We start from the raw sequence: 24,252 nt of genomic DNA, 5'->3' as shown, positions 1-24,252 counted from the left end.
CGCCGTCATTGATGGCAGCCCACGGCTCATGATTGACTCGATCTCCGTGCCGCCTATAATGGGCCACCGTCCCATAAACCGGGACAAAGCAAATGAGGATCGAGGGTATCTCGTGGTGGAGTCTGGACCGCGACCGTCGGCCGGAATCGTTCCTTCTACAGCACATGAGAGCGCCGTGCCCGCTCACGACCTCGCCGGCCACACAGTCCTTGTCACTGGGGCGTCCGGCCCCGGAATCGGCTCCGGGGTGTGTGACGCGCTCCATGCAGCAGGGGCGCGCCTCGTCATCAACGACTTGGCCGATGAGCACGTACGGAGAACGGTGCGTCGCTACCCCGGCGCGGTGGGTGTGGTCGGGGACGTTTCGCGGCCGGATGACGTGGCGCGGATATTCGAGGAGGCGATTGACAGCGCCGGGCCCCTGACCGGACTCGTCAACAATGCCGGCGTCGGGCTCATCGCACCGATGCTCGACGCGACCCAAGCCGAGTTCGACCGCATCGTCGACATCGACTTCCGGGGTGTCTGGCTGATGAGCCAGGCCTTTGCCCGGTCAGCGGTGGCGCACGGTCGGCCGGGCGCCATCGTCAATGTCTCGTCGGTCCACGCCGAGAAGACGATCGGCCAGTACGCCATCTACGCCAGCGCCAAGGCCGCGGTGGAGGGGCTGACCCGCGCCTGCGCCGTCGAATTCGGATCGATCGGCGTGCGTTGCAACGCCATAGCGCCGGGATATGTCCCGATCAACCAGGACCTGGTACCGCCCGGCCATCCCGCGCACGACGCCTCCTGGATCGCCGCGCACACCAACAGCGAGCAGGTGCTCCAGAGGACGATCGAGCCGATCGACTGTGGCTGGGCAGTGCGGTTTCTTCTGTCGGAGCAGAGCCGGTGCGTCACGGGCCAGGTGATCACCATTGATGCCGGGCTCACCGCCCGGCTCTACAACGGAGAGATGAGCGCTCGCATCTATGCCGATCGAAAACGGCAGGCGGCGCTACGTGCGGAAGGCCCGGACGCGCGATGAACAATCCCATGCAGATTTCACGGATCCGCGCGACCGAGGTCGTCGTGCCCGCGCATCCCGGAGTCATCGAGTCACCATCGCTCCACCGCCCGCTGCACAACAAGCCGTGGAAGGGTGCCGCGAGCTGGTCCGTCCAGTTCGACGAGATGCCCAAGGTCATCCTCGAACTCGAGCTGCGGGACGGGACGGTGGGCCTCGGCGAGCTGTACCGCGCGCACGACTGGGAGTCCGTGGACGCACTGGCCACCGCGCTGGTGGGTCTGGATCTGCGGTCAGTGAGCATGCAGGACGTGCCGCTCCCTCGCGTCCACGAATTCGACGGCTTCGAGATGGCCGTCTGGGATGCGTTCGCGCGATCCCTCGGCCTGAGGGTTGTCGACCTGCTCGGCGGACCGCTGCGCGACCGGGTCGCGGTGAGCGCGTGGTCGAGCCACCGCACAGTGGATGACGTCGGCGATCTGGTCCGCTCCTTCGCGTCCGCGGGCTTCACGACCGTCAAGTTCAAATGCTCGCTCGAGGACGACGTCGTGGCGTGGTGCAGAGCCATCGCCGAGCGGGCACCCACCATGTCAGTCGTACTCGATCCCAACGGCCGCTTCGAACACCTCGCCGAAGCGCGCGCCATCGGGCTGGCGCTGGCCGAGATAGGCAATGTCGCCTGCCTTGAGGATCCGATCCCGCATTGGATGCTCGATGAGTGGTCACGATTGCGATCCGTCGTCCCGATACCGCTGGCACGCCACATATCGCTCGCCTATCCGCAGTTTTCCGACCGCGGCAGTGAAGCCGTCGCCGTACTCCGGCACGGCACCGCGGACATGTTCAACATCACCGCGGGGTTGAGCGATTTCCGTCGCCTCGACCATGCCGTGGACCTGTTCAACATGCCGACCTGGCATGGATCGCAGGTCGACCTCGGTATCGCGGAAGCCGCCTATCTCCACTCCTGCGCCGCCGCACGAACATGCGTGCAGCCCAGCGACATCTTCGGACGCCTGATCCGGTCCCACGACCTTCTCCGCCAACCACTACGGATCGAGCCCCCTTACGCGTTTCTTCCAGACGGAATCGGTCTCGGCGTCCAGCTCGACGAGCAGGCCCGCGTCGAGTTCCGGACAGCCGAGAAGGAGTACCTGCCGCAGTGAGCCCAGAGAATCCATTCCCAGCAGATCCGGATCGCGCCGCGATCTGGACGATGCTCGTCGACCGCGACATCAGCGCGTACGTCCGCAACGAGTGGGCCATGGTCGAGGCCGACTATGTCAGCTCGTCGGAATTCGTGTCCATCGATGCCAGAAGGACGTCGAACCCCGATTCTTGGAGAGTCGGGCAGAATCTCGCGGCCTACCGTGACTCATGGTCGGCGGGCAGCGCGGAACTGAACGCGGCCGTTTCGGCTGACACGTTGGAGGCCGGGTTGCGGGAGGCCACGACGCTCCGGGACATCGAGATCCACGAGGGAGACGCTGTCGCGCACAAGAAGTTCGACGGGACGATCCGCCGTCGCGACGGCGGACTGGTGCACCTCGACTGGCAGACCCTCTACCTTTGCCGGCAGGACGCCGGTCGCTGGCGCATCAGGGGGTTCATCGGCCATCTGCCGAACCCGATGGGGGACAGGTCCGTCGCGTCCCCCGCGAAAGAACTCCCCGCCCATGCCACCCAACATGCCACTGCCGGGCCCTACTCCCCCGTCCTGACGGTGCGCGCGGACCGCCTGGTCGTGGTGTCCGGCCAGGCCGCGATCGTGCCGGACGGCTCGATCGTCGGGGATGACATAGAAGAGCAAACGCATCTCACTCTCCAGAACTGCCGACGCCAACTGGCGTTCGCCGGATGCACGCTCGCTGACGTCGTGAAGGTGAACGCCTATCTCACCGACATGGCGACCTGGGAACGTTTCAACTCGGTCTACCGGACGTACATGCCGGAACCCTGCCCCGTGCGCACAGTGGTCGGAGCGGCCCTGCTCGACGGACTCCTCGTCGAAGTGGAAATGTGGGCGGTCGCACGATGAGAGCCACCTCATGACGTACTGGGAACAGATGACCTCGGCACGACTCGCCACGGTCGACAGGTCCCTGCCGGTCATACTCCCGCTCGGTGCGGTCGAACAACACGGACCACACCTACCACTGGCGACAGACCGCATCCTTGTCGACCACTTCTGTCAGAAGATTGACCGACGCCTCGGTGACGATGTGCTGATCCTGCCCACCATCTCAGTCGGCTACTCCAGGCACCACGACGACTTTCCCGGCACCTTGTCCCTGGCGCACGAAACACTGCTGCACCAGATCGTGCAGACCGCCGACTCGGCTTTGCGGCACGGCATGGCCAGCCTGCTGATTCTCAACGCCCACGGTGGCAACGAAGGCATCGCCCAGGTCGCCCTGGAACAGCTCGGGCACAACCGGCCCGAATGCAAGATCGTCCGGACGGCGTGGTGGCAAATCGCTTCCGAGGCCCTGCTCGCCATCAGTACGACCGGCCCAGGCGGTGTCGGTCATGCGTGCGAACTCGAAACCTCGCTGCTGATGGCCATCGCCCCCCAACTTGTCGACGAGTCCGCCATACCGCCGCGCGAGAACAAGAACTGGTACAGCTGGGACACGGCCGACATGCTCCGCTCGGGGAGCGCCATCATCTACCGCCGATTCGCCGACGTCTCGTCCACGGGCGTGTTCGGCGACCCCCAGGCCGCCTCCGCCGAAAAAGGGCAGCAGATCAGCGAAATCGTCACACAGCGCCTGGTGGACCTCGTCCAATCCATGATGGCCCGGTGAGAGCAGACGTCATCCGTGAAGATTTCCGGGCCACCACTGACGAGAGGAACCCGTGCGAGGCGACAACGAGCGCAGGCGTCCAGGCCGGACCGTGCCGCGCCGGGAGGCGTACCGGGCCGTGATCTGCGACCTCGACGGCACCGTGTATCGAGCAGGTCGGCCGCTACCAGGAGCCGTCGAGGCCTTGGGGCGGATGCGCGCGGCGAACGTGCCAGTTCTCTTCGTCTCCAACAACCCCACCCGCTCCTCGGAATCGTATGCCGAACGGCTGCGGACACTGGGCGTGGCTGCAGAGCCGGAAGACGTGCTGACCTCGGGTGGCGTTGTCATAGATTGGCTCTTGGCCGAGGCGGCGGGCGCACAGGTCCTGTTGGTCGGCGAATCGAGCCTGCACGCCGAATTCGCCGGACACGGCATCGGTCTCGTCGACAGCGGCCGCGACGCGGATGTGGTCGTGGCTTCATTCGACCGTACCTTCGACTATCGCAAGTGGATGGAGGCGTTCCGCGCGCTGCGGGCCGGAGCCCGGTTCGTCGCCACGAACCCCGACCCGACCTGTCCCGTCGACGATGGGGAGGTCCCTGATTGCGGGGGAATCATCGCCGCTCTCGAGGTTACCGTCGGACGCCGGGTCGAGGTCGTCGTGGGCAAGCCGTCGGCCATGATGGCACACGCCGCACTCGATCGGCTACAAGCCGACGCTCATGAGGTACTCGTCGTTGGAGACCGGCTCGAAACAGACGTTCGTCTGGGCACGCGCAACGGCCTGGACACAGCGCTCGTCCTGACTGGTGTGACCGATCCAACCGACCTTGACACGGCACCCGACCAGCCAACCTTCGTCATAGACGACCTCGCGGCGCTGCCGTCCCTGGTGGGACTCGCCGAACCAGAGGCCGGCTGAGCATCTTCGACGCGAACCGCGGCGACCGGGCGGCGAGATCAGAAGGATCGCCCGCGGTGCGACCGGCGATCCTGGCAGGCCATCGGGCAACGGGCGATCAACCAGCTGAACCCGCAGGTAGAAGGGCGGACCATCACGGTCCGCCCCTTTTTCATGCCAAGATCGCAAAATTACATTTGCAAAATTATCTTTGCGAATCTATCGTGAAGGTATGCCAGCGGACTTAGCCACCACAGCGCCCCTCACCGCCCGCGCCGCAGCCGGCCGCTACGCCCTCATCAGCTTCCTGGCCTGGCTGCCCGCCGGCCTGATGGGAGCGCCCATGGTCCTGCTGATGCTCCAGCGCGGCATGGACGTCGCCTCCGTCGGCCTCGTCATGGCGATCCACTCCATCGCGGTCGTCTCCCTGGAGTTGCCCACCGGCGGGCTGGCCGACGTCATCGGCCGCCGCACGACCATCGCGGCCTCCGCCGTCTTCGCCCTGGCGAGCCTGCTCCTGATGGGCCTGGCCACCGGCTTCGGGCTCTTCGCCATCGCCTTCGTGCTCAAGGCGGTCTCCCGCGCGCTGGCCAGCGGCCCCGCCCAGGCGTGGTACGTCGACACCATGCACACCATCGACGGCCCCGACGCCAACCTCAAGCCCGGCCTGGCCCGCGGCGCGTCCATGAGCTCCATCGCGCTGTGCGGCGGCACGCTCGTCGGCGGCATCGTTCCGCTGGCGCTGCCCTCGTCCTGGTCGTTCGGCCCGCTCGTCCCGCTGTCGGTGCCCATGCTGCTGGCCGCCGCGGCCGCCGCCGTGCAGTTCGTCGTCACCCTCGTGGCCATGCCCGAGCCGCCGCGCCGCCGCGCCTCGTTCGCACATGTGCTGCGCGGCGTGCCGATCGCGATCACCGGCGGGCTGCGCAGCGGGCTGCGCGAGCGCGCCATCACCAGGCTGCTGCTCGTCGCGGGCGGCGTGGGAGTCGTGCTCACCTCCATCGAGATCTTCACCCCGAGCCGGCTGCAGGACCTCACCGGGCAGCCGGAGAGCGCGGGCATGATCTACGCCGTGGTCGGCGCCATCGGCTACGCGGGCAGCGCTCTCGGCAGCGCGCTGGCCCCGCTGGCCGCCCGGGTGGCGCGCGGCTCGCGACGGGGAGCCATCATCGGCACCTGCGTCACCGCGGTGTCCCTGTCGATCCTCGCCGCCTCCACCCCGCTCGGCGGAACCCTGGGCATCGTGCTCGCCGGGCTCGGCTACGTCACTCTCTACCTGGGGTGCGGCATCAGCGAACTGCTCCGCGGCGAGATGTTGCACCAGCGTGCGACCTCGGCCGAGCGCACCACGCTCCTGTCGGTCGACTCGCTGCTCCTGCAGGCCGGCGGCGCCGTGGCGGCGGCGGGCCTGGGCTGGGTCGCGATGCACCTGGGCCTTGCCACCGCCTGGTGGATCACCGCCGCCACCATCCTGGCCACGGTCGTGCTGTTCCCCCGCACCAAGCCCTCCCGCAGGACGCCCGCCCCCACCGCGGCACCGCAGGCCGCACCCGAGCCGGTCGGCGCGCAGGCATAGTCCCCGTACGTCGAGGGTGGTGGCGCGGACCTGGTCCTCGCGAGTCGAAGGCGGTGGCGCGGGCCACCGCCTTCGGCGTGCGTGGGAGGGTTACGCGAGATCGAGTCAAGCGGCGGACAGTGCCCGGAACGCGGCAGAGATTGTCAAGGATGCGCTCTGTCGCCCTCTTTCAGGCGTCCGGCCGTTTCCACGACTTCGGCCAGTGCCGTGGATCGCACGCCGGCGGGCCAGGCGAGGAGGGTCGTGACCAAAGGGGCGTCGAGGACGGGGACCGCGACGTGTTCCGGCCACTGCCAAGCGCGGCTGGAAGCGGGAATGACCAGGAGCGTACGCCCGAGAGCGACGAGTTGGCCCATGGTCTCCCCTGCGGTGGTGAGCGAGACTCCCCGACGCCCTCGATCCAGCAGCACGACGCCCAGGCGGCGCTCCAGCTGCCGGATGGCGCGCGACAGCGGCGGCTGGGCCATGTTCAGGCGCTGTACTACGTGCGCGTCTTCGGCGAGCCCGGCGGGACGCTGCCGTGGGGATGGCGGTTCGGCGGCCACCATGTCTCGCTCAACCACCTCGTGGTGGACGGGCGCGTCGCCGCCACCACACCGTGCTTCCTGGGCGCCGACCCTGCCGCGTCGCCGCTGCTGGGCGGGGCGACGCTGCGCCCGCTGGGGGCGGCGGAGGACCTCGCCCGCGAACTGGTCCGCTCCTTGCACCCCGAGCTCGCCGCCCGCGCGGTGCTGCTGGCGCGCCCCCGGACGACGTCGTGGCGGGCAACAGCGCCCGGATCGACGACCGCGTACTGACCCGCCGTGAGCTCTGGCGCCGCGGCCGGCACACCCCGGACCGTGCCGATCAGCCGGCCACCGGCCTGTACGGTGCGGACCGGCAGGCGCTGGCCCTCACTCCGACGCCCAAGGGCGTGCCGGGCGCGGAGCTCGACACCGCACAGCGGGAACTGCTGCGCGCCCTGCTCGGCACCTACCTCGGCCGGGTCCCGGACGGGGTGTCCCCGCTCCCCCGCTACGACGACCCGGCGGCGCTCGACGCCGTGCACCTCGCCTGGGCCGGCTCCACCACGGCGGGCGAGCCGCACTACTACCGCCTGCAGGGACCACGGCTGCTCGTCGAGTGGACCAACGTCCACCGCGGCGCCGACCACGCCCACGCCGTATGGCGGGACCCGGAGACCGACTTCGGCGGCGACGTCCTCGCCGCTCACCACGCCACCCACCACGTGCCAGAGAACGGGATGTGAACGACATGGCCGGTCGACAGCCGTCACCGACCGACGATCCTCTCCACACGACGTGCCCCAGGCCGCGGCGATCCTCCGGTGGCCGCTCCGGCACTCGGCTGAACGACCCGCTGTGCGACGGCATGTGACCACGCTCGGTCCGATGCTCGCCCTCACCTTCGTGACGGGCCGCCGGGTGCTGCGCGCCGCCGGATCGTGTCCGTCACCCTCAGCACCGTCGGAGCAGCCGCCGGCGCGGCACCGTGCCAGGTGCGCCCAGGTCTCGCCGGGCTGGTGGCAGCGGTCGTCGTACCGGCCGTGACCGGTCTCGGCCACCCGTCCGCACACTCCGTGGTGACTGCCACGACCGGCGCCCGTCCGCGACCTTCGGTACGTCGGACACGGCCGGATGGGCGCGTCCTTCATGCACTCGACCTTCATGCACCCGGCGTGAGCTCCCCGGCGAGCGGCAGTGCCACGCGCCGACGACCTACTCGCCCGGCCACGAGGAGAGGGCGTTCATGAGCACCACTGAAGTTTCCCCGGTCCGCATCGGGAAGGCCGCCGTCGCGGCTCTCGGCTTGCTGGCCACCTCAACCGGCGCCCTGAAGTAGCCGGCGGTGTGGAGCTCCTACGCGATCACCTTCGCCGTCTGCCTGGGCACCTCGCTGTCGATGTACCTCGTTCCGCAGCTGCTCGCGGTGACCGGCGACGGGTACGGCTTCGGCGCCAGCGCCACCGACATCGGCTTCTACCTGTTGCCCGGGGCCGTGGCGGCGGCGGTCGCCGGGCCGATCGCCGGGGTCGCGGTGCGGCGTTTCGGCTCGCGTCCCGCGGTCACCGTCGGAGTCATCTGCATGATCACGGCGCTGCTCGCCCTGGTGTTCCTCCACGGGGAGATCTGGCACCTCGTCGTCGGCAAGGTGCTGGTCGCCCTGGCCAGCGGCGTCTGCGTCACGGCGGTGGTCGTCAAGACCGCCACCGCGGTCAGCCACGGCGACACCGGCACCGCGACCAGCCTGCTTCTGGTGATTCGCGTGGTCGCCTTCGCCGCGGGCGCGCAGATCGGCGGCGCCTTCCTGACCGCCGGGATCCCCGCCGGATCGGACGTCCCCACCGAATCGGCCTTCATCACCGGCTTCGTCATCGGCGGCGCCATCGCGGTGCTGTCCCTGTTGACCGTCCGAAAGCTGGACAAAGGAGTCAAAGAATGACGTATAACCGTACTGCGCCGAGGCGCACGGTCCTGGTGTCGTCGAGACCCTCGACCAGTCCGGCGACGGGGTCGACGTCACCTTCCACGGGGGCGGGAGCCGCAGGTTCGACATGGTGCTCAGCGCGGAGGGCATGCACTCCCGTACGCGGGAGATGCTGTTCGGCCGCGAGGAGCAGTTCCACCGGTACCTCGGCTACTGCTTCGCCGTGTTCACGATGCGCAACACCTTCGGGCTCTCCCACGAGACCGTGATGTGGAACACCCCGGGCCGGGCCGCGGCGCTGTACGCCACGAGGGACGACGGCAGAGTGCACGTTTTCCTGAACTTCGCCCGTCCGGAGCCGCCGTTCGACGCCTTCCCGAACCCGGAGGCCCAGAACAAGTTGCTCGCCGAGGTCTTCGCCGACGCGGGGTGGGAGGTCCCGGGCATGCTGGCCGCCATGCGCGACGCGGACGACGTGTTCTTCGACGCCGTTGCCCAGATCCGCATGCCCCGCTGGTCCAGCGGCAGGGTCGCACTGGTGGGCGACGCCGCGCACGCACCCTCCTTCCTCACCGGACAGGGCACCAGCCTCGCGCTCGTCGGCGCGTACATGCTCGCCCACTCCCTGGCCGGCCGGGACCACACCGCGGGCTTCGCCGCCTACGAACAAGGAACCCGCGCGTTCGTGACCCTGAACCAAGGGCTGGTCGGCGAGGGCGGCGCAACGCTCTTCCCCACCACCGCCGAGGCCCTGGAGCAGCGCAACGACAGGCTGCGCAAGCTCACCGCCATCCCCTCCTCAGCGGGGCGACCGGCCCATTCGGCCCTCACCTTGCCCGAACCGCCCGTGATGCCCGGGCCCTCGCGCTGATGGCGGGCGTCACCGGCGGCGGTGGCGTTCTCAGACGCCGAACGGCTCATCCTCAATCGGCGACTTCGGCCGCCCACGCGCGTAGCCCGGCCAGGAAACCCTCCCGCTGCCGCGGCGTGAGCGTGTCCATCGCGCGCAGCAGCGGGGCTGCCCGCATGTGAAGGAACTCCTCCACGGCAGCGCGATGCTCGGAGCTGAGGTGGACGAGGGTGCGCCGCCGGTTGGCCGGGTCGGGCGCGCGGTCGGCCAAGCCGGCCCGGCACAGGTCGCTCACCAGGTCGCTGGCGTTGGGCAGGAAGACGCCCAGCCGGGTGGCGATCTCGCAGGCCATGACCGAGGCAGGAGTGCGGAGGATCGCCGCCATCAGTGCGCAGCCGGTGCTGCGCGGCGGGGCGGGAGACGACCTACTCCGAAATTGACCGGCGGGTCGCAAGAGTAGCAGTGCTGGGCTGGACCGCGGCGGCGGTGACGGTCGGGGTGGTGTGGGCCGCCCTGGCCACGGGCGTGACACCGCTAGTGGTGCCCACCCTGTGCGTCCTGCGGGCAGTGATGCTGACCGCGCTGATCGCGTGGAATCATTACAACTACCAGCCGTGGTGGCGGTTCGTGACACCTGCCGGTGAGGACATACACCGCGCCGCCACGCTGCACACCCAGGCCGGACAGGTGGAGCGGCAGGCGGGCATCCGCCTGCGCTCCGAACCCGTCGCGGTCGGCCATCGCGCAAGCGCACCGATTTCGCGCCGGGGTCGATCAGCGCGGGGCAGCGAACGACACAGCCAATTTCGGTATGTCAATCTCGGTCATTCGATGGAGAGAGTCCGGTCGTTCAGAATCGCCATTGCGCCAATTAAGTCGCCGTTCTTCAGTGTCTTCGGACTCGTCCGCGAGCCGCCCGCGGGTTCGGCTCGGGCCGTTACACGCGGGCGGTGATCTGCTCCGCGGTGGCGAGCAGGCGTTTGGCGGTGCGCTCGACGTCCAGGTCGACCATCGACACTATGCCGAGACTGGCCTCCAGGGAATGCCCGTCGCGGTCGTAGAGCGGCACCGCTATGCCGACCGCGCCCGGTGTCAGGTTGCCGCGTGACACCGCGTATCCGCGCTCCCGCGCCTCGACCACCCCGGCCGGGTCGTCGGTCTCGGGCGGTCTGGCCAGCATGATGGCCAGGCCGCTGGCCCCCTGGTCGAGGGGATGGCGGGCGCCGCTGCGCTGGGACAGGTGGAAGACCGCGTCGGACGGCTCGACCACCGCCAGCACCACGGCGTCGGCGCCTTCCGACACGACGCACTGCGTGGTGACGCCGAGCTCCTCGGCCAGCGTGCGCAGGTAGGGGACGACCGCGCGCCGCAGCTGCGGGTTGGCCTGCCTGGCCAGCTGGATCACGCCCAGCCCGAGCCGGTAGCGGCCCGAGCTGCCCTCGGCGGCGAGGCGGTGGTTGCGCAGCGTGGTGAGCAGCCGATAGACCGCCTGGCGGTGCATGCCCAACGACGTGGCCAGCTCCGCGACGGTCATGTCACGGTCTTCCACGGCGAGCAGCTCCAACAGTTTCAGACCCCGATCCAAGGTCTGGGACCCGCTGCCCTGACTCCCGCTGTCGCCGGCGCGATCACCAGTGCTCACGTCAAGCCATCCCTACCGCTGTCAGTTTTTACAACGCGCATTATGCTGATATCGATCAGGCCTGATATCACTCGTCGCAAGAGAGTCAACTTCCGACGGTCCGGTCAGCTGCGGCATTACGCCCAGCGATCCGACCGAACGCAAGACATTCGGCGATACTGCCGCCACCCGTCGGATAAAGCAGGCCGTGCATTGATCCTAGCTCACCGGCGGAGTACAGATTGTCTATCCAACCTCCGTGAATCGAGGCCACCCTCGCTTTCGCGTCGCGGCGCGGCCCGCCGGCGGTATGCGAGCCGCCCGGCCACAGAGGGACCGCGAAATAGCGATCACCGCTGATCGGCGTGAGTGTGCCGGGGTCGCGGCCGAAGTCGGCGTCGACGCCCGCCGCGCAGTGCTCGTTGTAGCGGGAGACCGTCCGCTCCAGCGCCTCCGGGTCGAGCCCGCAGGCTCGGGCCAGCTCGGGGATCGACGCGGCCGACTGGATCCAGCCGCGCCGCAGTTCGGCCACGTTGTCCGCGCTCCAGGTGTAGTCCTGGACCGGGCCGGCGGGGCCCGAATAGGTGGGGACCAGCGCCGCCCGCTCGAAACGGGCCTGGTCGAATATCCACCACGTCGGAATCCGGGGGTAAGTGAGCTGATCGGCGTCCATCGCCAAAAGCGCCAGATGGGCGGTGTGCTGCTTGCCCGGCTCGCGGATGAATCGCCGGCCCGACCCGTCGACGAAGATCGAACCGGGGGGTGTCACGCCCTCGGCCGGTCCGAACCGGCCTGATCCCCACAGGTCGACGGCCGTTCCCCCGGTGTATCCGCCGCCGGGGAATCTCGCCACGAAATGACCTGGCCAGACATTCATGTGCCACAGCTCCGCGCCGATTTCGGCCGCCATGGTGATGCCGTCCCCGGTGTTGTGCTCGGTGCCGTAGAAATGCACCGGAGTAACCGGCAGGTAGTGCTTCTTGAGCCGTTCGCTGGCCTCATAACCGCCGACCGCCAGGACGACGCCGCGACGCACGCCGATCCGCTGGGCTCCGCCCGCGCCTTCGGTCTCCACCCCGACGACCGCGCCGCGGTCGTCGGTGAGCAGCCTCTTGGCCGCCGTGGCGTACCGGACCTCGATCCCGCGCTCGGCCACCAGGCTCCGGAGGAAGCCGTGCATCGGGCAGCCGGTGTAGCCGTCGGGGGCGTTCGTGGGCTGCGCCTTGTAGACCCTGATCGAGTCGTGACCGGGCAGGGAGGGGTGCTCGCCATGGATGTTCGTCTTCTGGTACTTGCCGCCGTGCGCGTCGAGCCAGGCCGGGTTGGCCGCCGTCTCCTCCGCCCAGGTGCGGATGAGGCCGGGATCGATCAGGGGCAGCTCGCCGTTGACCGCGTACATCGCGGACAGGTATTCCACCGCGCCGTCCACGTCCTGCGGCACGAGGAAGTAGCCGGCGGCGTAGCGGCTGTTGGGCCGGTGGTCGTCGGCCCGCTGCTTCTCGATGACGAGCACCTCGGCGCCCTCGTCGTGCGCGGTCACCGCGGCGACCGCGCCCGCGTCGCCCAGACCGAGTACGACCACGTCGACGGTCCTGTCGAAGGGACCTGTGCAGTGCATCGCGACCTCCCTAACCGAGCCCGAACAGTCTGGCCGCGTTCTCCTTGAGGATCTTCGGGCGAACCTCGTCCCGGATGGCGATCTTGGCGAAGTCGGCCAGCCAGCGCTCCGGGGTGATCATCGGGAAGTCCGAGCCGAAGAGCACCTTCTCCTTGAGCAGCGTGTTCGCGTACTGGACCAGCTGTGGCGGGAAGTATTTCGGCGACCACCCGGACAGGTCGATGTACACCTTCGGCTTGTGCATGGCGACCGACAGCGCCTCGTCCTGCCAGGGGAACGACGGGTGCGCGAGGATGACCTGCAGGTCGGGGAAGTCGACGGCCACGTCGTCGATGTGCATCGGGTTGGAGTACTTCAACCGCAGCCCGCCGCCGCCCGGCGTGCCCGCGCCCGCGCCGGTCTGGCCGGTGTGGAAGAGCGCGGTCAGCCCGTGCTCGGCGATGACCTCGTAGAGCGGATAGGCCATCCGGTCGTTCGGGAAGAAGCCCTGCGAGGTGGGATGGAACTTGAAGCCGCGGACGCCGTGCTCCTCGACCAGCCGCCGCGCCGCCCGTACGCCCGCCGCGCCGCGATGCGGATCGATGCTCGCGAACGGGATGAGCACGTCGCTGTGCAGGGCCGCCTGCTCGGCGATCTCCTCGTTGCTGGGAGACTGCTCCTTGCCGCTGACGTGCATGGAGTCGACGCCGAAGACGATCGCCGCCATGTTCCGCTCGCGGTAGTACTCGGCGATCATGGGCACGGTGAACCTCTGGACCGCGCCGGCCTTGAAGTAGTCGGCCATCGCCGAGAACCTGTCGTCACCGGACCCAGGAGTGTCGTGGACGGAGATCTGCACGTGGGTGTGCACGTCGATCGCGTCGAGCGCGGTGATGTCCATCACGCCTTCTCTTCCTGCTCGGCGACGATCGCGGTGGCGCTGCCGGACAGCACTTCCACGCCCGCCGCGTTCACCGCCGAGAGGGTGAGCTCGGCGCGCCGCTGCCCGTCGACCGTCTCCACCGAGGTGACGGTCGCCGTCGCGGTGATGGTGTCGCCGGGCCAGACGGGCGCCTTGAACCGGGCCCGGTAACGCCGGATGTTCTCGTGCCCGAACCAGTCGGTCAGCACGCGGCCGGCCAGGCCCATGGTGAGCATCCCGTGGGCCATGACGGTCGGGTGGCCGGCGATCCGGGTGGCGAACGGCTCGTCGGTGTGCAGCGGGTTGAAGTCTCCGCCGGCGCCGGCGTACATCACGATCTGCGTGCGTTTGAGGTCCGTCACGACGACCTGACGTACTTCCTGGTCGGTTGTCGCGGTCATCGGCCTGCCTCCGGGGTGTCGTCGGTCTTGGGGGTGACCGTAACCGAGACCGTGGTCGAGCGGGCGACCAGTTCTTCGTCGGCGTCGTAGAAGTCGACGTGCCGCTCGGCGAAGTTGAGGACGCCGCGCCCGCCGGTCTTGCTCCACGTACGGCCCTCGCGCTTGCGGGCCGTCAGCGTCTCGCCGACCCGGATCGGGCGGAAGTATTCGAATTCCTGCTCGGCGTGCAGGCCGCCGGCTCCGCCCGATGACACGCCGGGCCCGCTCCCGGAGCCGTTCCAGGGCGCGCCGGGGCGCATCCGCAGCCCCCAGTCCGGGTCGAACTGGGCGAAGGCGATCGGGAAGGTGGGCGGGACTGCGTCGGTGTCCTCGCCCAGGGCGCGGGCGAAGGCCCGCACGTGGCCCTGCTCGATCGGGAACGGTATGCCGGTCACGACGCTGTCTCCTCTGCTTGCAGGTGGCGGGTGGCCACTTCACGGGCCGACGCGCGGTTGATCTTGCCGGCCGGGCTCCGGGGGAGCGAGTCGACCCGGACGACCCGGCGCGGGCGCTTGTATCCGGCGAGCCGCTCGGCCACGAGGCCGCTCAGCGTCTCGTCCTCGATGTCGGCGAGCGCGCTCGCCGGGGCGACGACGGCCACCACGATCTGGCCCCAGCGCGGGTCCGGGACGCCGACGACGACCGCGTCGGTGACCTTCGGGTGGGTCAGCAGCGCCTCTTCGACCTCCTCGGGGAAGACCTTCTCACCCCCGGTGTTGATCACGCCGTCGCCCCGGCCGAGCAGGATCAGCTTCCCGTCCGCGTCCAGCGAGGCGAGGTCCCCCGGCACCGAGTAGCGGACGCCGTCGACGACCCGCCAGACCCTGGCCGTCCGCTCCGGGTCCTTAAGGTATCCGACCGGCTGCGGTCCGGCGCTGGCCAGGATGCCGATCTGACCGGTGCCCGGCTTGATGTCCTGGTCGTTCTCGTCCAGGACGCGGGCCACGGGGGCCAGCGTGAACCGCCCGTCCGCCAGGTCGGCCTCAGAGCGTGCCACGGCCATCCCGAACGGGCCGCCCTCGGAGGCGGAGATGTTGTCGATCAGGGTCAGGTCGTCGCCGTGCCGCAGCAGCCGGCGTTTGACGTCGGCGCTCCAGATGACGCCGGAGCTGGTCATGGTACGCAGGCTGCTGATGTCGTACGGCTTCCCGGAGCTCTCGGCGGCGGCCAGGGAGTCCACCAGGGGGCGGCCGAACGCGTCGCCGACGATGACCATGTCGGTGACCGCGTGCTGCTGGACGGTCTGCCACACCTCGTCCGCGTTGAGTGACTTGGAGGTGCAGAAGCAGATCGTGCCGCCGCCGTACAGGCTGCGCAGCGTCTGCAGCAGGCCGGTGCCGTGGATGAGCGGCGACATCGGCAGCACGGTGGGGACGAGGCCCCTCTCGTGCAGCTCGCGGACCCGCGCCCGCACGTCGTCCGGCGTCTCCGGCGCCGGGAGTCCGTGCTGGCGGAAGACCGAGGCGATGATGCCCAGCAGCCCGTCACGGTCCCAGACGACGCCCTTCGGCCGGCCGGTCGTGCCGCCGGTGAGCAGGATGATGCCGTGCGGCGAGCCGGTGTCGATCGCCTCGTGGACCGGGCCGTGCTCGGCCGCCCACGCGAAGGACACCGCCGGTGCGGGCGGCTCGGTGGCCGATCCGGCTTCCAGGAACAGGCCCAGCTTGGGGAGGTCGCCGTCGATCTGCTGGACCTGGGCGGCCAGGCTGCTGTCATAGACGAACGCGGCCGCATCGGTGTAGTCGAGCACGTAGTGCAGCTCCGGGGCGAGATAGCGGTAGTTGATGTTGACCGGCTGCGCGCCCAGCTTGAAGACGGCGTACATGATCTCCAGGTACGCGAACGAGTTGTACAGGGAGATCGCGACGGTCGAGCCCGGGCCGACCCCGTGCTCGGCCAGCACCCCGGCGAGCCGCGAGGAGCGGGCGTCCAGTTCGGCGTAGCCGACGGACCGGTCGCCCTGGATCACCGCGGGCCGGTCGCCCACCACCTCGGCCGCGGCGCGCAGGGCCGTGGCAACGCTCATCGTGCGGTCGGTGGAGTCAGGCAAGGTGGCCTCCGATTCGGGTATGGCCGCGCAACAGGTCGCGCGAAAGGATGAGCCGCTGCACCTCATCGGTGCCTTCGAAGATGCGCATCGCCCGGACGGCGCGATACCAGCCTTCGAGGGGAAGCTCCTTGGTATAGCCCATCCCGCCGTGGATCTGGAGTGCCCGATCCACGACCCGGCCGACCATCGCGGTGCAGAAGAGCTTCGCCATGGCCGACGCGTGTCTGGCGTCGGCCCCCCGGTCGACGTCCCAGGCGGCGCGGAGGGCCAGCCAGCGGGCCGCTTCGAGTTCGGTCTCGGAGTCGGCGATCATCCATTGGATCGCCTGGTTCTGGCCTATCTTGCGGCCGAATGTCTCGCGCAGGCCGGCGTAGTCCACCGCCATCCGCAGGCAGCGCTCGGCGATGCCGACGCACTGCGCGGAGATCACGTAGCGGCCCTTGCCGACCCACCGCATGGCCAGCTGGAACCCGCCGCCGACCTCGCCGAGGACCTTGCCGGCCGGCACCCGTACGTCGTCGAAGGTGAGCGACGCGGGCTGGTGCCAGCTGCCCATCGTGCTGATCGGCGAGGAGGTCCAGCCGGCCTCACGGTCGACGAGGAACGCGGTCGCGCCGTGGCGGGCGCCCTTGTCCCGGTCGGTGAGCGCGATGACGATCGCGTAGTCGGCCTCGTGGCCATTGCTGATGAAGGTCTTCTCGCCGTTGATCAGCCAGTCGTCGCCGTCCCGCCGCGCGTAGGTGCTGATCGCCCCGGCGTCGGACCCCGCGCCCGGCTCGGTCAGCGCGAAACAGCCGAGGCGCTCGCCCTCGATCGTCGGCTTCAGGTACTCCTCCTGCTGGGCCGCGTCGGCGCCGTACAGGATGTTGTCGGCCTCCCCGCCGAAGCGGAAGGGGACGCAGGTCTTGGCCAGCTCGACGTGGATCAGCGATTGGGTGACCGCGGGAAGCGCCATCCCGCCGTACTCCTCGGGCGTGCTGAGCCCCCAGAAACCGAACCGGCGTGCCTTGGCGCGCAGCCGGCGCTCCTCTTCCCGGGGCAGCCGCGCGCCGCCGTCGCGCACCAGCCGGAGGAAGTCCTCCTCCAGCGGGAGGAGCTCCTTGGTGACGAAGGCGCGCACGGTGTCGCGGATGTCGCGCTGCTCGTCACTCAGCTCGAAGTCCATCGGCCCTCCTTCGGTACGCCGGTCATCCGGCCCGCGGCGGCAGGTCGTGGGCGCGTACGTTGGAGATCATCGCGGCGTCCATCATCCAGTCGTGCGCGCGCAGCGGATCGGCCACGATCTCCGACATCTGCCGCTGGAACTTGCGCCGCTCGGACTCGTCCTGCTCCGCCATGGCGGTGGTCGTGCGGTGCGTAAGCTCCTGCACCGCCTCGACGGCGGCCTTGCGCCTGCGGTGTGCCCAGGCGTCCAGCACGTCGGTGCCTGCCTCGCCCCGGAGCACCGCGCTGAGCTGGATGGACAGGTCGAAGGCGTCGTGAATGCCGCCGTTGAGGCCCATGCCGCCCATCGGGCTGTTGACGTGCGCCGCGTCGCCGAGCAGCAGCACCCGGTCCTTACGGAAGGTGTCGGCCACCCGCTGGTGCACGGAGTAGATCTTCCGTTCGCGCAGCGGCAACTCGGGATGGTCGCCGAAGACGCCCCGCAGCCGGTCCGCGACGTACCGGTCGGAGATGGCCTCATCGGTGGTGACGTGCGGCGGCACCGAGACGACGATCCGCCAGACGTCCGGCACCCGCAGGATCAGCAGGTGTTCCACCGGGTCGGCGATGTAGTTGACGTCACAGATGCCCGGCAGCAGCGTCTCCACCGGATAGTCGATGCTCAGCACCAGGTAGCGGTGCTCGTAGGTGAGCCCCTCGAACGTGCTCCCGAGAGCCTTGCGGATGGTGCTCCGCGCGCCGTCGGCGGCGAGCACCCAGCGGGCCGCGACCCGCTCTCCCGAGGCGGTGCTCAGCACCGCCTCGTCCTCGTCCTGGCTCACGTCCGTCACGCCCGTGGCCAGCCGTACGTCGACCGGGGCGGGGCATTCGTTGAGCGCGTCCTTGATGATCTGTGTGTACTTGTACTGTTCGAGCTGCAATCTGAAGGGATAGGCGGTCTCGTCGGCGAGCATGCCGAAGTCGAACTCCGCGATCAGCCCGTCGCGGCGATCGTGCACCTGGTACTTCCGCGCGACGATGCCGGCCTCCAGCATCGTGGAGACGACGCCGAGGTCGCGGGCGATCTCGATCGTCGGCGGGTGGAAGGTCGAGGCCCGCCACTCGGTGCTGAGCCGGTCGGCCTGCTCGAAGACGGTGACGGACGCGCCGCGCCTGGCCAGGGCGAGGGCCGCGGTGAGCCCGACCGGGCCTGCGCCGACCACGGCCACGTCGAGGATGCCCATCACTTGCTCCACTCGGCGATGTGGTCGCACATGATCCTGGCCAGATCCGGGCGGCCCTGGAAGTAGTGGTCCGCGCCCTTGATCTCGACCAGCTCACGCCTGTCGTGCGCGACGGCCTCGTACATGGTGCGGGCGTGGCTGGGGAAGGCCGCGCAGTCGGCCGAGCCGTAGACGACCATGACCGGCGCCTGCACCTCTGGGAGGGCGACGTAGGCGTTGGCCCGGCTGTGGTCGTAGCTCCACTGGCTCAGCCAGGACCGCAGGCTGGTGAGGTGGCCCAGCGACGCCGGCTGGAAGTTGGCCGCCCATGGGCTGCCCCACAGGGTGCCGGGCCGCCGGTCGGACGGGTCGAGGGTCAGGTCCAGGAAGCGCGGGTCGGCTGCCGTGCCGTGCACGACGAAGGGGAGGTCGTCGGGGGCCACCTTCTCCCCCGCCTCCCCCGCCGCCGACTCGCGGACGTACCCGCGCAGCGCTTCTATCTGCTCGCGCGCCCAGGCGGTGATCCGGCGGTTGCGGTCGATCTGGGCGAGGCGGTAACGCTCGACGAACTCCTCGCCGTAGGCCGGGCCGTTGGCGGGATCGAACATGTCGAGTGAGGCGTCCCGGTCGAAGGGCCGCTGCTCGTCGGTGATGGCCGGGTCGAGCCCCTCGGTGTAGACGACCGCACGGCCGGGGTGCGCCATGGCCATGACGATCTTGTCGGCCGGGATGAGCCCGGCCCCGGCCAGGTCGACGGGGTCGCCGGCCGGGGTGTGGGTGATGGTGGGGTTCTCCGCCTGCGCCTGGTAGAGCGCGGCGAGCCCGCCGCCGCCGGAGTTCCCGACCAGGACGACCCGCTGGTAGCCCAGCTCGCGAAGGTGGCGGATCGCCGCGCCGATGTCCAGGAGGCAGTTCTCCATGATGAGCGCGGAGTCGTTGCCGACGTAACGTGTGGCGAGCCCGACCGCGGCCACCCCGCGGGCGGCGAGGTCTTCCAGGGCGTAGTGACCGATGAAGTTGGACGCCGGGTGCACGATCAGCACGGCGGTCGACGGCGGCCGCAGATCGTTCTTCCAGAGGGTGGCCCAGATCTTCCCGCTCATCCGGGCGACGCCGGAGTTGATGTCCAGGCGTCCACCAGGCGTCATCGGTATGGGGAGTAGTTCGCGGGACAGCACGGGGCGGCTCCTGATCAGCGCGGATGTGGCAGGGGTGGGATCGGCGGGCTGAGCGCTACCCGCGCGCGGTCCACTTCCGCAGCGTCTCGACGCCCGCGCGCGCGTCGGCGTCGTCGAGAGGGCGGGTCTGGAAGGTCAGCTCGACCCGGATCCCGTTCGGGTCGAAGAGGTACAGCGACTCCCAGACCCCGTCATGGTCGACGATGCCCACCGTCTCCACGCCCTTGGCCGCGAAGTGCGCCTTCCACTCGTTGAGCTCCTCCATGGAGTCGACGTTGAGCGCGATGTGCCGCACCCAGGAGGGCACCGAGTCGGGTCCGGGGTCGGGCATGTCCTCGACCTCGAAGAAGGCGATGGCGCTGCCGTCGCCGAGCCCGAAGAAGGTGTGCAGGTAGGGCGTGCGGGCTCCGTTGGAAGGCACCTCGTCCAGCTGGATCGCGGTGAGCAGCTCGCACTTGAGTACCTCGGTGTAGAAGTCGTGCGTGGCTTGGGAGTCCCACGTCGGATAGGCGATGTGGTTGAGCGAGCGCGGTGCGCGGAGATCGGCTGTCGCCATCATCTGATCCTCGGTGTGTGTCAATTATCGGACAACTCGTCCGGAATTTGAATCGATTGTCCGGCCGTGGATGTCAACTTGTCAACCACGGCCTCAGGGAACGACCACGCTGCGCAGCGCCTCTCCTGCCAGCAGCCGGTCGTAACCCTTCTGCGCGTCGGCGAGCTCGAACGTCCCCGAGACGTACTCGTCCAGCGGCAGCCGGCCCTCCAGATAGAGGTTCGCGAGCAGCGGCAGGTCCCGTGCCGCGACGCAGTCTCCCCAGATGGAGACCCTGATCGACCCGCCGGTCAGGAACAGCCGGCGCAGCGGCACCTCGGCCACGTCCCCCTGCTTGGGGGCGCCGACGATCACCAGCCGCGAGCCGGGGGCCCGCAGGCCATCGGCCGTCGCGAAGGTGGCGGGCCCGCCGACCGCGTCCAGGACGACGTCCGCGCCCAGGCCGTCGGTCAACTCGCGGACGCGCTCGCCGGGGCCCTCCTGGGACGCGTCGATGAGGTGGGTGGCGCCGAACCGTTCGGCGACGGCGAGTTTGCCGGGATTGGTGTCGATCGCGATGATCCGCCGTGCCCCCGCGTACGCGGCCCCGGCGATGGCCGCGATGCCCACGCCACCGCAGCCGATGACCACCACGTCGTCGGCCGGCCCGGTCTCCGCGGTGTTGACGGCCGCGCCGAAGCCGCTGGGCACGCCGCAGCCGAGCAGCGCGGCGACGGGCGGCGGCACCCTCGGGTCGATCGCGATGGCCTGCCGGGCGGGGACGATGACCCGTTCGGCCAGGCCGCCGACGCCGAGCACCGGAGTCGCGGCGGCGCCGTCGCCGAGGGTGACCTTCGGCCGGCGCGGCAACTTCGACGCGCACGCCTCCGGCCGTCCCGAACGACAGTGCCTGCAGTCTCCGCAGGCCACCATCGGCGCGACGACGACGCTCTCACCCGGCGCGACGCCCGTCGCGTCCGGCCCCAGGGCCTCGACGACGCCGGCCACCTCATGGCCGACCAGGTAGGGGAAGTCCGTTCCCGACGTGCCGTGCATGAAGTGCACGTCGCTGTGGCACAGCCCGCAGGCGGTCACCCTGACCAGCACCTCGTCGCCGGTCAGGCCCCGCAGCGGGATGTCCTCGAAGCTCAGCGGCCCGTGCGCCTCTCGCACGACGGCGCCTTGGTAGTGCTCGGACATGGATCACTCCCTAGGATCGAGCTGAAGGTCAGTACCAGCGGGGCGCGTCGGCCGCGACGGTGTCCACGATCACGGTCTTGAGCTCCGTGTACGCCTCGTGCCCCACCCGGCCGAGCTCCCGTCCGAGCCCTGACAGGCCGACGCCGCCGATGGGGGCGTCCAGCGCCAGCGCCCCATACGAGTTGATCCAGAAATAGCCGGATCGCACCGCTCTGGCGGTCGTCAGCGCCCGGCCCAGTTCACGGGTCCAGCAGCCGCCGACCAGGCCGAAGGGCGAGTCGTTGGCGAGCGCGACGGCCTGCTCCGTGCCGCTGAACCGCTGGACCGTGAGCACCGGTCCGAAGACCTCGTCGTACACGATGGCGGGCACGCGCGGCAGCCCGGAGGGGATCTCCAGCACGGTCGGCGCGACGAACGCGCCGGCGGGATGGACGCCGGGCGGCCGATCACCGCCCGCCAGGACGCGCGCCCCCTGTTCCACCGCCGTGTCGATCATCGCGCGGACCCTGGCGGCCTCGCCGGCCGAGATCAGCGCGCCCAGCTGGCTGTCCGGCGCGAACGGGTCGCCGACCCTGATCGAGCGCGCCACGTCGGCGACCTGTTCGACGAACGCGTCCGCGATCGGCTCTTCGACCAGGAGCCGGGAGCCGGAGAAACATCGTTGCCCGGCGTTGCGGAAGATGCCGCCGACCGTGGCGTGCAGGGCGGCGTCCAGGTTCGCGTCGGCGTAGACGATGTTCGCTGACTTGCCGCCGAGTTCCAGCAGCACGCGCTTCATCCCGTCCGCCGCCGAGCCCATCACCTGCCGGCCGACCGCGGTGCTGCCGGTGAACGACACCATGCTCACCCCGGGATGCTCGACCAGCCGGCGGCCCACCTCTCCCGCGCCCTGGAGCACCTGGACGAGGCCGCCGGGGAGTCCGGCGGCCGTGAGGATCTCGGCGAACGCGGGCGCCGCCAGCGGGCTGAGCTCGGGGGCCTTGATCACGATCGCGTTGCCCGCCGCCAGCGCCGGGCCGGCCTTCTGCGCCGCGAACATGAACGTGGTGTTGAACGGGATGACCGCCGCCACCACCCCCACCGGCTCCCGGAAGGTCATCCGCAGCGTGGAGCCGTCCGCGGGCAGGGTGCCGCCTTCGAGGGTGGGCGCCCACCCCGCCGCGGCACGCAGGTGGGCCGCCGCCACGAAGACGTCACCGCGCGCCTCCGCCGTCGTCTTGCCGTTGTCCAGCGCGATCAGGTGGACGAGTCGTACGGCCTGCGCCTCGATCAGGTCGGCGGCCGTGCGCAGGATCCGCGCGCGTTCGTGCGGGGAGGTGCGCGCCCAGGCGGGCTGAGCCGCGACCGCGCCCGCGACGGCTTCGTCGACGAACCCGGCCGTGGCCGCCTCGACCTGGGCGATCAGCGAGCCGTCACCCGGATGACAGGTCGGGAAGACCTCTCCGCCGCCACCGCGCAGCGCCCCTCCGGCGAAGCTGTGCGCCGCCGGCAACTCCGCGACGGCGATGTGCTCGGACAGGTTGGTGCTCATCGAGGAGTCTCCTTGGGCAGATCTGTGCCATGGCCCAGGTCCAGATGCGGCCAGAACCGTGACTGCCTGCCGGACCAGCGCTCTTTACCTCGTCTGCACCGGAACGCTACCATCGAAATTCAAATATAGGACTCATCGTCCGATAAATGGAATTTGGAGATCTCGTGGAGTTCACCCAACTCGGTCGCAGCGGTCTGACCGTCAGCCGTCTGGTGCTCGGCACGGACAACTTCGGCACCCAGACCACCGAGGAGGACGCGTTCCAGATCATGGATCGCGCCCACGAGCTGGGGATCAACCTGATCGACACGTCGGACGTGTACGGCTGGCAGTTCGGTGAAGGACTGACCGAGCAGATCATCGGCCGGTGGCTGTCCACCGGCGGGGGCCGCCGCGAACGCATGGTGCTCAGCACCAAGCTGTACGGCCGCATGTCCGCCTGGCCGAACGACGCCGGCCTGTCCGCGCTGCACATCAGGCGGGCCTGCGAGGCGTCGCTCCGGCGGCTGAACACGGACCACATCGACATCTACCAGATGCACCACATCGACCGATCGACCCCGTGGGAGGAGATCTGGGAGGCGATGGACATCCTCAAGACCCAGGGCAAGATCGTCTACGTCGGGTCCTCGAACCACCCCGGCTGGCACATCGCCGCCGGGCAGGAGGCCGCCGCCCGGCGCGGTCACCTGGGCCTGGTCAGCGAGCAGACCATCTACAACCTGCTCGAACGCACCGCCGAGCTGGAGGTCCTGCCCGCCTGCGCGCACTACGGCGTCGGCATGATGCCGTGGTCGCCGCTCGACGCCGGCCTGCTCGGCGGGATCCTGCGCAAGGAGCGGGAGAACCGGATGGGCGCCCCGCTGCCCGGCGCCAAGGTGGCCACCCACCGAGGCAAGCGACTGATCAAACTGGACCGGCACCGCGCCGCCGTCCAGGCCTTCGAGGACCTGTGCGACGAGCTCGGCGCGAGCCCCGCCGACGTCGCGATGGCCTGGCTGCTGGGCCGCCCCGGCGTGACCGCGCCGATCATCGGGCCGCGCACCCTGGCCCAGCTCGACGCCTCCACCCGCGCCTTCGAGGTGAACCTGGACGACAAGACGCTCGACCGCCTCGACGCCATCTTCCCCGGCCCGGGCCCCGCGCCGACCCCGCTCAGCGGAACGTCTGCTGGAGACCCAGCAGCCGCCGGGCGCCCACCTTGTCCAGATATTCCTGGTGGTCCTTGACCCCGAACACGTACTCGTCCAGGTACTCCTTGGTACG

At 69.8% G+C, this 24,252-nt stretch carries 25 protein-coding genes and 1 pseudogene; 12 read left to right on the top strand and 14 right to left on the bottom strand.

Annotated elements, in window-relative coordinates; translation table 11 throughout:
• Positions 1–28: 28 nt before the first annotated feature.
• The 6 genes from ABGB01_RS40155 to ABGB01_RS40130 all read left to right on the top strand — a co-directional run bounded on the left by ABGB01_RS40155 (position 29) and on the right by ABGB01_RS40130 (position 6,269).
• The gene (locus ABGB01_RS40155) at positions 29–1,027 is read left to right on the top strand and encodes an SDR family oxidoreductase (protein ID WP_347779070.1); all 999 of its coding nucleotides are present in this window, start codon (positions 29–31) and stop codon (positions 1,025–1,027) included.
• On the top strand, positions 1,024–2,172 hold the full coding sequence (locus tag ABGB01_RS40150) for a mandelate racemase/muconate lactonizing enzyme family protein (RefSeq protein WP_347779068.1): 1,149 nt from the start codon (positions 1,024–1,026) through the stop codon (positions 2,170–2,172). The genes ABGB01_RS40155 and ABGB01_RS40150 overlap by 4 nt, the downstream gene beginning before the upstream one ends.
• Positions 2,169–3,044 carry a RidA family protein gene (locus tag ABGB01_RS40145; RefSeq protein ID WP_347779067.1) on the top strand — a complete coding sequence of 292 codons (876 nt, stop codon included), beginning with the start codon at positions 2,169–2,171 and terminating at the stop codon, positions 3,042–3,044. Before ABGB01_RS40150 ends, ABGB01_RS40145 begins: the two co-directional genes overlap by 4 nt.
• A gap of 10 nt (positions 3,045–3,054) precedes the next feature.
• The gene (locus ABGB01_RS40140) at positions 3,055–3,813 is read left to right on the top strand and encodes a creatininase family protein (protein ID WP_347779066.1); all 759 of its coding nucleotides are present in this window, start codon (positions 3,055–3,057) and stop codon (positions 3,811–3,813) included.
• A gap of 118 nt (positions 3,814–3,931) precedes the next feature.
• Positions 3,932–4,717: an HAD-IIA family hydrolase gene (locus ABGB01_RS40135; RefSeq protein ID WP_347779065.1), complete on the top strand. Its 786-nt coding sequence runs from the start codon at positions 3,932–3,934 to the stop codon at positions 4,715–4,717.
• Between the two features lie 211 nt (positions 4,718–4,928).
• Positions 4,929–6,269, top strand: coding sequence for an MFS transporter (locus tag ABGB01_RS40130; protein ID WP_347779064.1), 1,341 nt, complete (start codon positions 4,929–4,931; stop codon positions 6,267–6,269).
• Between the two features lie 143 nt (positions 6,270–6,412).
• Here ABGB01_RS40130 and ABGB01_RS40125 read toward each other — a convergent pair whose 3' ends face one another.
• On the bottom strand, positions 6,413–6,736 hold the full coding sequence (locus ABGB01_RS40125; RefSeq protein WP_347779062.1) for a LysR family transcriptional regulator: 324 nt from the start codon (positions 6,734–6,736) through the stop codon (positions 6,413–6,415).
• Here ABGB01_RS40125 and ABGB01_RS40120 point away from each other — a divergent pair.
• From ABGB01_RS40120 to ABGB01_RS40105, 4 genes and pseudogenes are all read left to right on the top strand, one after another.
• The gene (locus ABGB01_RS40120; protein WP_347779061.1) at positions 6,617–7,066 is read left to right on the top strand and encodes a DUF3500 domain-containing protein; all 450 of its coding nucleotides are present in this window, start codon (positions 6,617–6,619) and stop codon (positions 7,064–7,066) included. The genes ABGB01_RS40125 and ABGB01_RS40120 overlap by 120 nt on opposite strands.
• Positions 7,027–7,518: a DUF3500 domain-containing protein gene (locus ABGB01_RS40115; RefSeq protein WP_347779060.1), complete on the top strand. Its 492-nt coding sequence runs from the start codon at positions 7,027–7,029 to the stop codon at positions 7,516–7,518. Before ABGB01_RS40120 ends, ABGB01_RS40115 begins: the two co-directional genes overlap by 40 nt.
• Positions 7,519–8,117: 599 nt before the next feature.
• The gene (locus tag ABGB01_RS40110) at positions 8,118–8,711 is read left to right on the top strand and encodes an MFS transporter (protein WP_347779058.1); all 594 of its coding nucleotides are present in this window, start codon (positions 8,118–8,120) and stop codon (positions 8,709–8,711) included.
• A gap of 97 nt (positions 8,712–8,808) precedes the next feature.
• Positions 8,809–9,567, top strand: a pseudogene (locus ABGB01_RS40105) (FAD-dependent monooxygenase); the annotation flags it as partial.
• 52 nt (positions 9,568–9,619) lie between these two features.
• Here the strand turns inward: ABGB01_RS40105 and ABGB01_RS40100 are convergent.
• On the bottom strand, positions 9,620–9,931 hold the full coding sequence (locus ABGB01_RS40100; protein WP_347779056.1) for a hypothetical protein: 312 nt from the start codon (positions 9,929–9,931) through the stop codon (positions 9,620–9,622).
• A 77-nt stretch (positions 9,932–10,008) separates the two neighbouring features.
• Between ABGB01_RS40100 and ABGB01_RS40095 the strand changes: the two genes are divergently transcribed.
• On the top strand, positions 10,009–10,500 hold the full coding sequence (locus tag ABGB01_RS40095; protein WP_347779055.1) for a hypothetical protein: 492 nt from the start codon (positions 10,009–10,011) through the stop codon (positions 10,498–10,500).
• Here ABGB01_RS40095 and ABGB01_RS40090 read toward each other — a convergent pair.
• From ABGB01_RS40090 to ABGB01_RS40035, 12 genes are all read right to left on the bottom strand, one after another.
• Complete coding sequence (locus ABGB01_RS40090) at positions 10,484–11,188, bottom strand: IclR family transcriptional regulator (protein WP_132630215.1); 705 nt, start codon at positions 11,186–11,188, stop codon at positions 10,484–10,486. The genes ABGB01_RS40095 and ABGB01_RS40090 overlap by 17 nt on opposite strands.
• Before the next feature lie 85 nt (positions 11,189–11,273).
• Positions 11,274–12,785: an FAD-binding protein gene (locus tag ABGB01_RS40085; protein ID WP_347779052.1), complete on the bottom strand. Its 1,512-nt coding sequence runs from the start codon at positions 12,783–12,785 to the stop codon at positions 11,274–11,276.
• Positions 12,786–12,795: 10 nt separating this feature from the next.
• Positions 12,796–13,665 (bottom strand): amidohydrolase family protein, encoded by an 870-nt coding sequence (locus tag ABGB01_RS40080; RefSeq protein ID WP_347779051.1) that lies wholly within the window; start codon positions 13,663–13,665, stop codon positions 12,796–12,798.
• The gene (locus ABGB01_RS40075; RefSeq protein ID WP_347779050.1) at positions 13,665–14,087 is read right to left on the bottom strand and encodes a MaoC/PaaZ C-terminal domain-containing protein; all 423 of its coding nucleotides are present in this window, start codon (positions 14,085–14,087) and stop codon (positions 13,665–13,667) included. Before ABGB01_RS40075 ends, ABGB01_RS40080 begins: the two co-directional genes overlap by 1 nt.
• A complete protein-coding gene (locus ABGB01_RS40070) occupies positions 14,084–14,521 on the bottom strand; it encodes a MaoC family dehydratase N-terminal domain-containing protein (RefSeq protein ID WP_132630218.1) in 438 nt (145 codons plus the stop codon). The genes ABGB01_RS40075 and ABGB01_RS40070 overlap by 4 nt, the downstream gene beginning before the upstream one ends.
• Complete coding sequence (locus ABGB01_RS40065) at positions 14,518–16,152, bottom strand: AMP-binding protein (protein ID WP_347779049.1); 1,635 nt, start codon at positions 16,150–16,152, stop codon at positions 14,518–14,520. Before ABGB01_RS40065 ends, ABGB01_RS40070 begins: the two co-directional genes overlap by 4 nt.
• A 16-nt stretch (positions 16,153–16,168) precedes the next feature.
• The gene (locus tag ABGB01_RS40060) at positions 16,169–17,341 is read right to left on the bottom strand and encodes an acyl-CoA dehydrogenase family protein (protein ID WP_347779047.1); all 1,173 of its coding nucleotides are present in this window, start codon (positions 17,339–17,341) and stop codon (positions 16,169–16,171) included.
• Positions 17,342–17,363: 22 nt separating this feature from the next.
• Positions 17,364–18,563, bottom strand: coding sequence for an FAD-dependent oxidoreductase (locus ABGB01_RS40055; protein ID WP_347779045.1), 1,200 nt, complete (start codon positions 18,561–18,563; stop codon positions 17,364–17,366).
• Positions 18,563–19,690, bottom strand: coding sequence for an alpha/beta hydrolase (locus tag ABGB01_RS40050; RefSeq protein WP_347779044.1), 1,128 nt, complete (start codon positions 19,688–19,690; stop codon positions 18,563–18,565). The genes ABGB01_RS40055 and ABGB01_RS40050 overlap by 1 nt, the downstream gene beginning before the upstream one ends.
• An 85-nt stretch (positions 19,691–19,775) precedes the next feature.
• Entirely contained in the window at positions 19,776–20,276 is a 501-nt protein-coding gene (locus tag ABGB01_RS40045; protein WP_166427184.1) for a VOC family protein, read from the bottom strand.
• 93 nt (positions 20,277–20,369) lie between these two features.
• Positions 20,370–21,455 carry a zinc-binding dehydrogenase gene (locus ABGB01_RS40040; RefSeq protein ID WP_347779043.1) on the bottom strand — a complete coding sequence of 362 codons (1,086 nt, stop codon included), beginning with the start codon at positions 21,453–21,455 and terminating at the stop codon, positions 20,370–20,372.
• 28 nt (positions 21,456–21,483) lie between these two features.
• Entirely contained in the window at positions 21,484–22,986 is a 1,503-nt protein-coding gene (locus ABGB01_RS40035; protein WP_347779041.1) for an aldehyde dehydrogenase family protein, read from the bottom strand.
• A gap of 146 nt (positions 22,987–23,132) precedes the next feature.
• Here ABGB01_RS40035 and ABGB01_RS40030 point away from each other — a divergent pair, with 146 nt between their 5' ends.
• Positions 23,133–24,215 carry an aldo/keto reductase gene (locus tag ABGB01_RS40030; protein ID WP_347779040.1) on the top strand — a complete coding sequence of 361 codons (1,083 nt, stop codon included), beginning with the start codon at positions 23,133–23,135 and terminating at the stop codon, positions 24,213–24,215.
• Positions 24,216–24,252 lie beyond the last annotated feature (37 nt).

It is taken from the genome of Nonomuraea sp. B5E05, from assembly GCF_039880665.1.
Classification (GTDB): domain Bacteria; phylum Actinomycetota; class Actinomycetes; order Streptosporangiales; family Streptosporangiaceae; genus Nonomuraea.
Note: the sequence above shows the minus strand (reverse complement) of the source record. Positions and strands in the feature narration are given on the sequence as shown.